Source organism: Bacillus salacetis, from assembly GCF_049177075.1.
Lineage (GTDB): Bacteria > Bacillota > Bacilli > Bacillales > Bacillaceae_B > Rossellomorea > Rossellomorea salacetis_A.
Genome location: NZ_CP185377.1, coordinates 2,966,425 through 2,979,872, shown reverse-complemented (window position 1 = coordinate 2,979,872; position 13,448 = coordinate 2,966,425). Strand labels below are relative to the sequence as shown.

The window sequence follows — 13,448 nt, the reverse complement described above, 5'->3', positions numbered from 1 at the left end:
TTGGTGAACTGGATGGATCTGTTATCAATTAAAGACCCTTCCTTTCTAAAGTCGTTATCTCAGCAAGAGCTGGAACAATTAAGTTTGGATATAAGAAAATTTTTAATAGAAACCTTATCTAAAACAGGGGGACATATCGGTCCCAACCTGGGAGTCGTGGAACTCACGATTGCTCTGCATAAATGTTTTGACAGTCCCAAAGATAAAATCATCTGGGACGTAGGCCATCAATCTTATGTTCACAAAATCCTGACCGGCCGTGCTGGACAGTTTGGTTCTCTTCGGCAGTACAAAGGGTTGTGCGGATTCCCGAAAATGGTGGAGAGTGAACATGATGTATGGGAGACAGGACACAGCTCGACCTCTTTATCTGCAGCTATGGGAATGGCCATTGCGAGAGATGTGAAAAAAGAAGATTCCTTTATTGTGCCCGTCATTGGGGATGGAGCGCTGACAGGAGGAATGGCTCTTGAAGCACTGAATCATATCGGCCATGAACAAAAAGATATGATCGTCGTCTTGAATGACAATGAAATGTCCATCGCACCCAACGTAGGAGCCCTTCATAATGTACTGGGCCGCTTGAGGACGGCAGGAAAGTATCATTGGGTCAAGGATGAGCTGGAGTATATACTCAAAAAGATTCCGGCAGTCGGCGGCAAGCTTGCAGTGACTGCAGAGCGAGTCAAAGACAGCCTCAAATACTTATTCGTTTCCGGCATGTTCTTTGAGGAAATGGGCTTCACATATCTCGGACCGATTGATGGTCATGATTATAATGATCTCTTTGACAATATCCAGTATGCGAAAAAGACAGAGGGCCCGGTGATCCTGCATGTGATCACGAAGAAAGGGAAGGGCTTCCATCCCGCAGAATCCGATACGAAAGGGACGTGGCATGGGACAGGTCCATATAAAATGGATTCAGGGGATTTAATCAAACCTGTGAACGCACCTCCTTCCTGGAGCGGTTTGATCAGCGAAACGGTGCGCAGGCTTGCCAGGGAAGATGAAAGAATTGTTGCCATCACTCCTGCAATGCCGGTGGGGTCGAAGCTCGAGGGCTTTGCCAGTGAATTTCCTGACCGCATGTTTGATGTAGGGATTGCAGAACAACACGCTGCCACTGTGTCTGCAGGTCTGGCAACCCAGGGCATGAAACCGTTCCTTGCCATCTATTCGACCTTCCTGCAAAGGGCTTATGATCAGGTGCTCCATGATATCTGCCGCCAAAATTTGAACGTATTCATAGGAATAGACAGGGCAGGCCTCGTGGGAGCAGACGGAGAAACCCATCAAGGGGTATTTGACATAGCTTTCATGCGCCATCTGCCGAATGTCGTGCTGATGATGCCGAAGGATGAAAATGAAGGGCAGCATATGGTAAACACAGCCATTCAATATGATGATGGCCCAATCGCACTCAGATTCCCTCGCGGTAACGGATTAGGCGTGAAAATGGACAAGGAATTAAAGACCATTCCAATCGGGGAATGGGAAGTATTGAAAGAAGGAAATGATACGGCGATCTTAACTTTTGGAACAACCATTCCAATGGCACTTGAAGCTGCCGAACAGCTTGAGAGCCAAGGGATCTCTGTTAGAGTCATAAATGCACGATTTATCAAGCCTCTTGACGAAAAGATGCTTTCCGGCATAATGCGGGAAAACATGCCAATCCTAACAATAGAGGAGGCAGTACTGCAGGGTGGATTTGGAAGTGCAGTATTGGAATTCGCCCACGACCATGGCTTTAATGAAGTGACAGTGGAACGAATTGGAATACCGGATAAATTCATTGAACATGGCAGCGTTAAGGAACTGCTTAAAGAGATTGGGATGACGACGGAAAATGTGGTTGACCGTATTCAATCCATGACACCAAAAAAACAAAAAAGGGCCTGAAAATGAAAGTAAAAAAACAACGATTAGACGTACTCCTAGTAGAGCGGGGACTTGCAGAAACAAGAGAAAAAGCAAAACGGGCTGTGATGGCGGGCTTGGTTTACACCAAGGAATCCCGCCTGGATAAACCAGGTGAGAAAGTCAATGAAGATATCCCCCTTACGATTAAAGGCAATGTCCTTCCTTATGTCAGCAGAGGCGGCTTAAAGCTCGAAAAAGCCTTGAAGCAGTTTGACCTGAGTGTAGAAGGCAAAACCATGATTGATATTGGTTCCTCAACCGGCGGGTTCACGGATTGTGCACTTCAAAATGGCGCAAAGCTGTCATATGCACTTGATGTCGGATATAATCAGCTTGCCTGGAAATTGAGACAGGATGAAAGAGTGGTCGTTATGGAAAGGACCAACTTCCGGTATGTAAAACCGGAAGATCTGGCTGCGGAAATGCCGAGCTTTGCAACGATCGATGTATCTTTCATTTCCCTTTCTCTTATTTTGCCGGTACTGAGAACACTGCTTATTCAAGGCAGTGACGTGATAGCATTGATCAAACCCCAGTTTGAGGCGGGAAAAGACCAAGTCGGCAAAAAAGGCATTGTCAAGGACCCTAAAGTCCATCATGCAGTGATTGAGAAGATCGTCCAACTCTCCATAAAAGAGGGCTATGACGTCAGGGATCTATCCTATTCACCCATCACAGGCGGTGAGGGGAACATCGAATTCCTCATTCATCTAACCTGGCATGGTGAGAAAGAGACAGGAGAAAATCACTTGGGATACTCCATCCAATCAGTCGTAGACGAAGCCCAAAATGAATTCAAATCAAAGTAGAAAGAATAAACACCTTGTTTATTCTTTTTCTTATGTCAGAAGATAAGACCTGCAGAATCACCAATAGTTGTCTTCATAGCTTGTTTTAACTTTTTTTAATCAATACTGCAGGATTGAAGCGGAAGGTGGGCGACCTCCTGCGGGACTAGCGGGACAGGTGAGACCCCGCAGGCGGAGTCGTTCGCCTGGAGCGGAAATCCTCATAAGGATTGTTTTTTATTGTGATAATAATATAAATAAGCTAACATGAATATAGAAGTATAAATATACAGCAGTTTAACGAGTAAGAGGTGTGGGAGTTATGATGAACAAAGGGCAAAGGTTAATAAAAATCAGGGAACTTATCTCAAACCATGATATTGAAACACAGGATGAGCTTGTAGACCGCCTGAAGAATGCTAATTTCAATGTTACACAGGCCACAGTTTCCCGTGATATAAAAGAGCTTCACCTGGTAAAGGTTCCGCTAATGGATGGCCGTTATAAATACAGCCTGCCGGCAGACCAGAGATTTAATCCGCTTCAAAAATTGAAGAGGACACTGACTGATGCGTTCGTTAAAATCGATTCGGCGGGACACATGCTGGTTATGAAAACGCTGCCAGGAAATGCGAATGCCATTGGCGCCCTGATCGACAATCTTGATTGGGAAGAAATACTTGGAACTATTTGTGGTGATGATACATGTTTGATCATTTGCAAGACCGAAAAGGATACAGAGAAAATATCACAGCAATTTCTTGATATGCTTTGATTGAGGTGAAACCGTATTGCTACAGGAACTTTCGATTAAAAATTTTGCTATCATTGATGAATTGACCGTCTCCATTGAAGAGGGGCTTACCGTCCTTACGGGTGAAACGGGTGCAGGTAAATCCATCATTATCGATGCTGTCCATTTATTAGTCGGAGGCAGGGGTTCCTCCGAGTTTGTCAGGCACGGGGAAAAGAAGGCTGAAATAGAAGGATTGTTCACCTTGGAAGATGATGCCCATCCCTGCTATAAAAAAGCAGCAGAATTCGGGATTGACATTGAAGAAGGGATGATTATCCTGAGAAGGGACATATCCAGCCAGGGGAAGAGTGTCTGCCGGATAAACGGGAAGCTGGTGACCATAGCGATTCTAAGGGAGCTTGGCTCATCCCTCATCGACATTCACGGCCAGCATGAACATCAGGAACTGATGAACGAAACACTTCATCTGACATTACTTGATCAGTTTGCTTCAAAAGAGTTGAAATCTTCACACCAAAACTATAAAGAAGTGTTTAAGGAATTTGAAACTGTTCAAAGCCAATTGAAAAAGTATAATGAAAACGAACAGGAAATGGCTCACAGGCTTGATTTGATTCAATTCCAGCTGTCTGAAATAGAAAAAGCAGCGCTTGTGCCTGGAGAAGATGAAGCTCTTATGGATGAGAAGAATAAGCTGATGAACTTTGAAAAACTGTTCGAATCCCTGCAGAATTGTTATAACAGCATTCAAGGTGAAGGACGAGGGCTTGACTGGGCTGGATTGGCAATGAGCCATATTGAGGGAGCCGCTGGAGTGGATTCAAAATATGACAGTCTTATGGAAACCATCTCTAATAGTTATTATTTGCTTGAAGAGGCAGCGGGTGCAGTCCGCTCGGAACTGGATGAACTTGAATTCGAACCGGACAGGCTCAATACCATTGAAAGCCGCCTTAATGAGATAAATACGCTGAAAAGGAAGTATGGCTCTTCAATAGAAGACATATTGGAGTACAGCGCCAAGATTGAAGAGGAAATTGAAACTGTTACAAATAAAGATGCTCTTATCCATGACTTGGAGAAAAAGCTGAAATCTTTGGAAAAGGACTTATATTTGGAGGCGGTGCAGCTTTCAGGCATACGCAAGAAGGCGGCGAAAAAACTGACTGCCCGAATCCATGAGCAATTAAAAGAATTGTATATGGATAAGACCTCCTTTGAAGTCCGGTTCCTGCAAGAGCCCTCGGAGACGAAACCGTTCAAATATAGAAAAGATGGAGCCGACCAGATTGAGTTCTTCATATCAACTAATCCTGGGGAGCCGTTAAAGCCCCTGTCCAAGGTTGCTTCAGGTGGAGAGCTTTCCAGAGTCATGCTGGCACTGAAAACTATCTTTTCGAAACATCAGGGTATAACTTCCATCATCTTTGATGAGGTTGACACCGGTGTAAGCGGCAGAGTTGCCCAGGCAATTGCAGAGAAGATCTATCAGGTTTCGCTTAATTCCCAAGTAATGTGCATTTCCCACCTTCCGCAAGTTGCCGCTATGGCAGATTCACATCTGTATATTGCGAAGAAATCTGCGGGAGGAAGGACCAGCACTTCAGTAACCTCCTTGAATCAAGAGGAAAAAATCCGCGAAATCGGCCGGATGATTTCTGGTGTGGAAATTACAGAGTTGACAAGGGAGCATGCAAAAGAACTCCTCGGCCTTGCCGAATCCATTAAAAATAAGTGATTGTCCTGCTCCATAGCCTAGGGTTATGGGCCTTTTTTTATGTGACAGGTTGCACGTTTCAGCAAGGAGTCACCTTTCTATGTATAAAATTGGATAAATTGTGTAATTTTAAGCATATTATATGTTGTTTGAATATAACTATTCACCTTTTACAGCATTCCCACAGCTATCCAAAATGGGTAGCTTTTTTTCTTGGACAAAGGTTATAAATGTCCTGTTTCAAGGCAAAATTAAAACTGTAGCCAAGAAGAAAGTGTGTGGATTAGAAGCGAGGAGAGTGAAAAAATGAATTCAGATTTATTCAGGAAATTGATTGGTGGAATTCTCCTTGTTTCACTTTGCTTCATAGGTTTTACGAAACCTGTTCAACAATATATCCAATTACCAAATAAAATAGTCATGATGCAGGGTGAAGAAGTTACACTTCCAAAGGCTGCACCCGTATCAGCCATGGCGGCGTCACATTCAAAACTGGCTTTGAGCGATACCAGGGATGCGTTGACCATACAGGGAGACAATGTCGGTAAAGAGGAGGTTCTCCTCGAACTGGCAGGTGTACCAATAAAGAAAGTAGATGTGGAAGTGATCAAAGACTTCAAGGTCATTCCAGGAGGGCAGTCCATTGGAGTGAAATTGAATACCCTTGGTGTACTGGTTGTAGGGCATCACCTTGTGCAAACCAAAGACGGCAAAGTATCCCCTGGTGAGAAGGCGGGAATACAAGTCGGTGATATGATTACTGAAATAAACGGGCAGAAAATTGAAAAGCTGGCAGACGTCGCTCCTTTTGTTCAAGAGGCCGGGGAAACCGAAGATGCTCTTGAGGTAGTCTTAAGAAGGGACAAAGAGAAGATCAAAACTGAACTGCAGCCCATGAAAGACAGCAATGAAAATTCTTATAAACTTGGGTTGTATATTCGTGATGCAGCAGCCGGAATAGGGACGATGACGTTCTATGACCCTAAATCGAAAAAGTATGGAGCACTCGGGCATGTCATTTCTGACATGGATACAAAAAAACCAATCGTTGTCGAAGATGGCGAAATTGTTCACAGTACGGTGACATCAATAGAAAAAGGCAGCAATGGCAAACCTGGCGAGAAACTTGCCAGATTCACCGAAGAAAAAGATGTCATTGGAGATATTACACGAAACAGCCCGTTTGGGATTTTCGGTAAATTAAATAGAGATATAAAAAATGGTATGCTTGATAAGGCTTTGCCAATCGCATTGTCCCATCAAGTAAAAGAAGGGCCTGCGCAAATTTTGACTGTTGTGGATGGTGAAGATGTAGAACTGTACGACATTGAAATCGTCAGTACCATTCCTCAGAAATTCCCTGCAACTAAAGGGATGGTCATTAAAGTGACAGATCCCGATTTATTAGATAAAACCGGAGGGATCGTCCAGGGGATGAGCGGAAGCCCGATCATCCAGGATGGGAAGCTGATTGGAGCTGTAACTCACGTCTTTGTAAATGATCCTACTTCCGGATATGGCGTTCATATTGAGTGGATGCTGAATGAAGCTGGAATTGACATTTATGAAGAAGAAAGAGAAAAAGCGAGCTGACAGGCGGGTGATACCGTCTGTTTTTTTGTTAACCAGGACGCCTATCCTGTTTTTTTGCCTGTCATTATCTGATAAAATGGGTTTATAAAGATTTTTCGACAAACCAATAACTCTGATAGCGAATCAGGTCGAAATTAAGAGAAAATAAAAGGAAATGAAAGAAAACATTTAATTTTTGAGATTTTTTCAAAAAATAAGAGGATTTCTTATTGCTTTGTCGAAAATTTACTTTAGAATAAAAAATAGAGATTGGATATGGATTATATCGGATTGAGGAGGAAAACTGTAGTGAATTCAATTAAAGTGTGTGTAGTAGATGATAATCGTGAGTTAGTCTCATTACTGGAGGAATATATCTCATCCCAAAATGACATGGAGGTCGTTGGGGTAGCTCATAATGGTCAGGAATGCCTGGAACTTCTTGATGAGGTGGAACCGGATGTAATCGTATTGGACATTATTATGCCTCATCTTGATGGTCTTGCTGTTCTTGAGCGTATCAGGGAGCGTTCTGTCATTCCGAATGTAATTATGCTGACAGCTTTTGGACAGGAAGATGTAACGAAGAAAGCTGTGGATTTAGGTGCTTCTTATTTTATTTTAAAACCATTTGATATGGAAAATCTGGTCAGTCACATTCGTCAAGTCAGTGGTAAATCTAATCCGATATTCAAGAAATCTCCATCATCACGATCTGCTGCAGAATCAAAACCTAAGAATCTTGATGCAAGCATTACAAGCATCATTCACGAAATCGGTGTTCCTGCTCATATTAAAGGATATCTATACTTAAGGGAAGCAATCTCAATGGTTTATAAAGATATTGAGCTGCTTGGATCCATCACTAAAGTCCTGTATCCGGACATTGCCAAGAAGTTCAATACGACTGCCAGCCGCGTGGAACGTGCAATCCGCCATGCGATCGAAGTGGCATGGAGCCGTGGAAACATTGACTCTATTTCTAATTTATTCGGCTATACTGTCAGCATGAGCAAAGCCAAACCGACAAACAGCGAATTCATCGCCATGGTTGCTGATAAGCTACGCTTGGAACATAAAGCTTCTTGAAAGAGTGAGGAGTAAAAAACGCACTTATTTTCTTATATAAAAGGAAGAGCAAACCTGGTAAATCTTTTGGATTACCAGGTTTTATTTTGCGGCTGGCCGGTTAGAAGGTATAACGGCACACCAAAATTATTTTCCCTATTAACAATCTAGAAATGAATGGAGTTGTTTTATTATGACCTTGATTTTTGCACACCGTGGGTCAGCCGGGACCCATCCGGAAAACACAATGGAAGCATTTGAAGAGGGAGACCGTGCAGGGGCTGACGGTCTTGAACTGGATGTACAGCTCTCAAAAGACGGGGAGATTGTTGTCATTCATGATGAAACCGTTGATAGAACGACAAATGGAAAAGGATTCATTAAAGATTTAACTCTTCGGGAAATTAAAAAGCTAGATGCCAGCTACAAAAATAAAAAACTCCTGCAAAAAGTCAGGATTCCTACCTTGCGCGAAGTTTTTGAATGGATGAGGACGAACGGTATGATCTGCAATATAGAATTGAAGAATGGGGTCATCCCTTATCCTCAGCTTGAGGAGAAAGTGATAGCTTTGATTAATGAATTCGGATACAAGGACAGGGTCATCATTTCTTCTTTTAATCATTATTCCATTGTCCACTGCTACAGGCTGAACCCCGATGTTGAGATAGCGCCTTTATATTCAAACGGTCTCTTCATGCCATGGGTTTATGCCCAGTCCATACATGCTAAATCCATTCACCCTAATATTAAAGTGGCGCCGGATGCTCTTATCGTCGACTCCATGAGAGCAGGTGTGGCTGTGAGGCCTTATACCATCAATAGTGAAGCCCTTATGAAAAGGCTTTTCAATATAAATTGTTCAGCCATCATCACCGATTATCCTGAAAAAGCGGTTAAGCTCAGGGGATCGATGTAGTGGAATCCGTTTAAGAGAATCCTCTTTTACACAAAAAATCTATCCTGGATGCAGGATAGATTTTTTTGGTTTATCAAGGCCGCTCATCATTGTTGCTCTTAAAACGGTCTTGGACTTTATTTCTCTTTCTGTCTCTATGAAGGATGAAACCTGCTATAAAGCCCAATCCGCCCAGGAATAAAAGGAGTCCCAGAATGAATTGCAGCCACAAGGCTGGTAAAGGCGGCTGCAGGATTCCAAACAGCATATCTCTCATCAGCTTTATTCCTAAAGCAGCCAGTGCCCCGGGGATGAGCATGATGATTAACGCAATCAGTCTTTGCATACCTATATTCTCCTCTGATCAATGTTTCATGAATAATTATATCATAGATGAAATTTGTCAACCAAAGGAACTTACGCTACAATAAAAGAGTGTGAAAGATATTGCAGTCTCAATACCAAGAGGTGGAAAGAAATTGCAAAAGGTTTTAGTAGTGGGCGGTGGAAAAGGCGGAATAGCCATACTTAAGATCTTGAGGGAAACCTCTGTGCTTAAAGTGGCGGCTGTGTGTGACCTGATAGAGGACAGTCCGGGTATCCAGTATGCTAAGGAAAATGGGATACCTTACGGAAAAGATTGGAGAAACTTTTTAACTGAAGAAATAGATATCATCATCGAAGTCACAGGAGACCAGAAAGTCTTCGAGGACTTAAGGGATTCAAGAGGCAGGAATACAGTTGTGATTCCTGGCAGTGTGGCCTTTTTAGTGGCAAAGCTTCTAAAGGAAAAAGAGCATTTGATTGATGAAATGAAAAATGAAAATTTCAAGCGTGACCTCATTCTTAATTCAACTGATGATGGAATGGTCGGAATCGATAAAAGCGAAACCATCATCCTTTTCAATCGAAGTGCCGAAAAGATGATTGGGATTCCAGCTGAAGAAGCGTTGGGAAGGCATATTTATGAGGTCATACCCAAAAGTGAATTACCAAGGGTCTTGGAATCACGAAGAAACGAAATAAACAAAGAATTGCTTTTGGAGAACGGCTTGAAGATCATAACCAACCGAATACCAATGATCACGGAAGATCAAGAGGTCATCGGTGCCTTTTCTGTATTCAAAGATATAACGGAAGTGGTAAACCTTGCTGAGGAGATAACAAACCTTAAGGAAATTCAAACAATGCTTCAGGCAATCATCCAATCAAGTGATGATGCCATTTCTGTTGTTGACGAGGAAGGAAAAGGTATATTGATCAATCCGGCTTACACACGGATAACCGGCCTGACGGAAGAAGAAATCATCGGAAAGCCGGCGACTGCCGATATATCAGAAGGCGAAAGCATCCACTTGAAAGTCCTTCAAACCCGCAGAGCAATCAGGGGAAGCAAGATGAGGGTCGGTCCCAACAAGAAGGAAGTCATTGTAAATGTCGCCCCCATCATTGTGAATGGAAAACTGAAGGGCAGTGTGGGAGTCATTCATGATGTTTCTGAAATTCAGTCCCTTACAAATGAACTGGACAGAGCAAGGCGCATCATCAGAACGTTGGAGGCCAAGTATACATTTGATGACATCATCGGTGTCTCCGAGGAAATGAAGCTCGCTGTTGAACAGGCTAAACTTGGGGCGAAGACGCCTGCCACCGTGTTGCTGCGAGGGGAATCCGGCACGGGGAAGGAATTGTTTGCCCATGCCATTCATAATGCAAGCGATAGAAAATACAACAAGTTCATAAGGGTCAACTGCGCTGCAATTTCTGAAAACCTTCTCGAGAGCGAATTATTCGGTTATGAAGAAGGTGCCTTCTCGGGTGCGAAGCGCGGAGGTAAGAAGGGGTTATTTGAGGATGCGAATAATGGAAGCATCTTTCTTGATGAAATAGGTGAATTGAAAGCGGATACGCAAGCCAAGCTTTTACGGGTGCTTCAGGAAAGTGAAATTGTCAGGGTGGGCGGCACGAAATCCATCAGCATAAATGTAAGGGTTATCGCTGCAACGAATGTCAACCTGGAAAAAGCGATAGCCAGCGGTGCTTTCCGTGAAGACTTATACTATCGACTGAACAGGATGCCCATTCAAATCCCGCCATTACGCTCCAGGAAGACTGACATCCCGCTTTTGTGCGAAGTGCTGATTCAGAAAATCAATCAGGATTATGGCCGGAATGTAGAGGGTATAAAGCAAGCGGCTATGGACAAGTTGATGGATTACCACTGGCCGGGCAACGTAAGGGAGCTTGAAAATATACTGGGAAGAGCCATTATATTCATGAACTACAACGAAACAATGATTGAACCCAAACACCTGCCCTTTATGGAGAGGCTTCCGGAAAAGAGTGAAGGTGTGAACCTTAAAGCAGGTGCTGAAGGACGTGATCTCGCGTCCTTAATTGAAGAGTATGAAAAAAATATTATTAAACAAGTTTTAGAGCATAATAAAGGCAATAAAACGGCAACCGCTAAAGCGCTGAATGTCTCTGTGCGAAACTTGTATTATAAGCTGGAAAAATATAAAATTGAAACAGATAGCACGCAAAATCTTGCAGAGTGAGAAAAAAGCTGCACGTTTATTATGTTTAAAATAAAGCGTTTTCAACGTTTTAAAGTTGGCACGATTCTTGCATGTCATTAAGGTGTGAAGCAAGTTTTATGAAAGGGGTTGAAACAACATATGAATTTAGATCACTTAATAGAACAGGCAACCCGTTTGAAAGATGCAACTGTTGCGGTCGCTGCAGCTGAAGATAAAGAGGTCTTGGAAGCTGTATCTATGGCAGTGGAACGTGGAATGGCGAAATTTTTACTTTTTGGAGACAGTGAAAAGATAAAAGAAATAGCAGGAACTGTTTCACCTCAGCTGCTCAACAATCCAGCTATATCCATTTTGCATTCAGATAGTGCGAAAGAGTCCGCTGAATCTGCAGTTAAGGCAGTCAGAAATAATGAGGCGACCGCGTTGATGAAAGGAAATATAGCAACGGCGGCCATCCTTAAAGCGGTGCTGAATAAAGAGTTTGGCCTGCGGACAGGGAATGCGCTGTCGCATGTCGCTGTCTTTGAAATACCGGGCTACGACAGGCTCACCGTCTTGACCGATGCAGGCATGAATATTGCACCGGATTTAGAGCAAAAGGTCCAAATCATTAACAATGCCGTTGGGGTTGCAAAAGGGATCGGGATTGAAAATCCGAAAGTTGCTCCTCTTGCAGCTGTAGAAGTGGTCAATCCTGCCATGCAGGCAACGGTTGATGCTGCTGTCCTTACCCAGATGAATAGAAGGGGACAAATCAAGGACTGTGTAGTTGACGGCCCTCTTGCGTTGGACAATGCTGTTTCACCGGAAGCGGCTGAACATAAGGGTATTCACAGTGAGGCTGCCGGAAAAGCTGATATTTTGCTTGTTCCTAATATTGAAACGGGCAATTCACTATATAAATCGCTTATCTACTTTGCGAAGGCAAAGGTAGGAGCTGTCATTGCCGGCGCAAAAGCACCAATCGTCCTTACTTCAAGAGCGGACAGTGCTGAAAGTAAAGTGTACTCTTTGGCATTGGCGATCTGTTCTGCTGGTAAATAAAAAAATAACACATACTCAGGGAGGAACTAAAAATGAAAATCTTCACTTATATGGAAAAATACGATTATGAGCAATTACTTTTCTGTCAGGATGAGAATTCCGGATTGAAAGCAATTATCGGGATTCATGATACAACACTGGGACCTGCTTTAGGCGGTACCCGCATGTGGACATATGATTCTGAGGAAGCTGCAATTGAGGATGCCCTTCGTCTTGCAAAAGGTATGACATATAAAAACGCGGCTGCCGGCCTTAACCTTGGCGGCGGAAAGACAGTTATCATCGGAGATCCACGTAAAGATAAAAATGAAGAAATGTTCCGTGCATTCGGGCGTTTCATTCAGGGATTGAATGGCCGCTACATAACGGCTGAAGATGTGGGAACTACTGTAGCTGACATGGACCTGATCCATGAGGAAACGGATTATGTAACAGGTATTTCACCGGCGTTCGGTTCTTCAGGCAATCCATCTCCTGTAACGGCTTATGGAGTGTACCGCGGAATGAAAGCAGCAGCAAAAGAAGCTTTCGGTACAGATTCACTTGAAGGAAGAACAATTGCTGTTCAAGGTGTGGGTAACGTTGCCTTCACGCTTTGCCGTCACTTGCATGAAGAAGGTGCTAACCTGATTGTTACGGATATTAATAAAGAAGCTGTTCAGCGTGCAGTTGATGAATTTGGTGCAAAAGCTGTAGACATTAATGATATTTACAGTGTTGATTGCGATATCTATGCTCCATGTGCATTAGGAGCGGTAATTAATGACGAGACAATTCCTCAAATCAAAGCAAAAGTTATTGCTGGTGCTGCAAACAACCAGCTTAAAGATACAACGCATGGTGATACAATCCATGAAATGGGCATTGTCTATGCTCCTGATTATGTCATTAATGCCGGTGGAGTAATCAACGTGGCTGACGAACTATACGGTTATAATCGTGAGCGCGCAATGAAGAAGGTAGAGCAGATCTACAATAACGTAGAGCGTGTAATTGAAATTGCGAAGCGTGACAATATTCCAACATACCTTGCAGCTGACCGCATGGCTGAGGAAAGAATTGAAAGAAACCGTAAGTCCCGCAGCCAGTTCCTGCAAAACGGAAAGCATATCCTGAGCTACCGCTAAGCTGCTGCAAC

At 43.3% G+C, this 13,448-nt stretch carries 11 protein-coding genes; 10 read left to right on the top strand and 1 reads right to left on the bottom strand.

The genetic code is table 11. The annotated features are described in order from the left end of the window. Positions 1–12 precede the first annotated feature (12 nt). From dxs to ACOJQI_RS15590, 7 genes are all read left to right on the top strand, one after another. The gene (dxs, locus tag ACOJQI_RS15620; protein WP_421379497.1) at positions 13–1,905 is read left to right on the top strand and encodes a 1-deoxy-D-xylulose-5-phosphate synthase; all 1,893 of its coding nucleotides are present in this window, start codon (positions 13–15) and stop codon (positions 1,903–1,905) included. 2 nt (positions 1,906–1,907) lie between these two features. Continuing rightward, positions 1,908–2,735 (top strand): TlyA family RNA methyltransferase, encoded by an 828-nt coding sequence (locus ACOJQI_RS15615; RefSeq protein WP_421379495.1) that lies wholly within the window; start codon positions 1,908–1,910, stop codon positions 2,733–2,735. Positions 2,736–3,039: 304 nt separating this feature from the next. Further along, on the top strand, positions 3,040–3,489 hold the full coding sequence (ahrC, locus tag ACOJQI_RS15610; protein WP_113930949.1) for a transcriptional regulator AhrC/ArgR: 450 nt from the start codon (positions 3,040–3,042) through the stop codon (positions 3,487–3,489). A 16-nt stretch (positions 3,490–3,505) separates the two neighbouring features. Then, positions 3,506–5,209, top strand: coding sequence for a DNA repair protein RecN (gene recN / locus ACOJQI_RS15605; protein WP_421379493.1), 1,704 nt, complete (start codon positions 3,506–3,508; stop codon positions 5,207–5,209). Positions 5,210–5,494: 285 nt separating this feature from the next. Then, a complete protein-coding gene (spoIVB, locus tag ACOJQI_RS15600) occupies positions 5,495–6,781 on the top strand; it encodes a SpoIVB peptidase (RefSeq protein WP_421379491.1) in 1,287 nt (428 codons plus the stop codon). A 288-nt stretch (positions 6,782–7,069) separates the two neighbouring features. Continuing rightward, a complete protein-coding gene (gene spo0A, locus ACOJQI_RS15595; RefSeq protein ID WP_421379489.1) occupies positions 7,070–7,849 on the top strand; it encodes a sporulation transcription factor Spo0A in 780 nt (259 codons plus the stop codon). A 172-nt stretch (positions 7,850–8,021) separates the two neighbouring features. Then, positions 8,022–8,747 carry a glycerophosphodiester phosphodiesterase gene (locus ACOJQI_RS15590; protein ID WP_421379487.1) on the top strand — a complete coding sequence of 242 codons (726 nt, stop codon included), beginning with the start codon at positions 8,022–8,024 and terminating at the stop codon, positions 8,745–8,747. Between the two features lie 73 nt (positions 8,748–8,820). Here the strand turns inward: ACOJQI_RS15590 and ACOJQI_RS15585 are convergent, their stop codons facing one another. Beyond that, positions 8,821–9,072 (bottom strand): DUF2627 domain-containing protein, encoded by a 252-nt coding sequence (locus ACOJQI_RS15585; RefSeq protein WP_421379485.1) that lies wholly within the window; start codon positions 9,070–9,072, stop codon positions 8,821–8,823. 133 nt (positions 9,073–9,205) lie between these two features. On the opposite strand from ACOJQI_RS15585, the gene ACOJQI_RS15580 reads away from it, so the two are divergent. The 3 genes from ACOJQI_RS15580 (at position 9,206) to bcd (ending at position 13,437) form a co-directional block, all read left to right on the top strand. Next, a complete protein-coding gene (locus ACOJQI_RS15580; protein ID WP_421379483.1) occupies positions 9,206–11,284 on the top strand; it encodes a sigma 54-interacting transcriptional regulator in 2,079 nt (692 codons plus the stop codon). Between the two features lie 120 nt (positions 11,285–11,404). Continuing rightward, positions 11,405–12,310, top strand: a complete 906-nt coding sequence (gene yqiS / locus ACOJQI_RS15575; RefSeq protein ID WP_421379481.1) for a phosphate butyryltransferase — start codon at positions 11,405–11,407, stop codon at positions 12,308–12,310. A 32-nt stretch (positions 12,311–12,342) separates the two neighbouring features. Continuing rightward, a complete protein-coding gene (gene bcd / locus ACOJQI_RS15570; RefSeq protein ID WP_421379479.1) occupies positions 12,343–13,437 on the top strand; it encodes a branched-chain amino acid dehydrogenase in 1,095 nt (364 codons plus the stop codon). Positions 13,438–13,448: the final 11 nt, after the last annotated feature.

Excerpts from the sequence above, each read along its gene's own strand:
- dxs (WP_421379497.1), top strand. The coding sequence starts at position 13 with ATGGATCTGTTATCAATTAAAGACCCTTCCTTTCTAAAGTCGTTATCT.
- ACOJQI_RS15615 (WP_421379495.1), top strand. The coding sequence starts at position 1,908 with ATGAAAGTAAAAAAACAACGATTAGACGTACTCCTAGTAGAGCGGGGA.
- ahrC (WP_113930949.1), top strand. The coding sequence starts at position 3,040 with ATGAACAAAGGGCAAAGGTTAATAAAAATCAGGGAACTTATCTCAAAC.
- spoIVB (WP_421379491.1), top strand. The coding sequence starts at position 5,495 with ATGAATTCAGATTTATTCAGGAAATTGATTGGTGGAATTCTCCTTGTT.
- ACOJQI_RS15590 (WP_421379487.1), top strand. The coding sequence starts at position 8,022 with ATGACCTTGATTTTTGCACACCGTGGGTCAGCCGGGACCCATCCGGAA.
- ACOJQI_RS15585 (WP_421379485.1), bottom strand. The coding sequence starts at position 9,072 with ATGCAAAGACTGATTGCGTTAATCATCATGCTCATCCCCGGGGCACTG.
- yqiS (WP_421379481.1), top strand. The coding sequence starts at position 11,405 with ATGAATTTAGATCACTTAATAGAACAGGCAACCCGTTTGAAAGATGCA.
- bcd (WP_421379479.1), top strand. The coding sequence starts at position 12,343 with ATGAAAATCTTCACTTATATGGAAAAATACGATTATGAGCAATTACTT.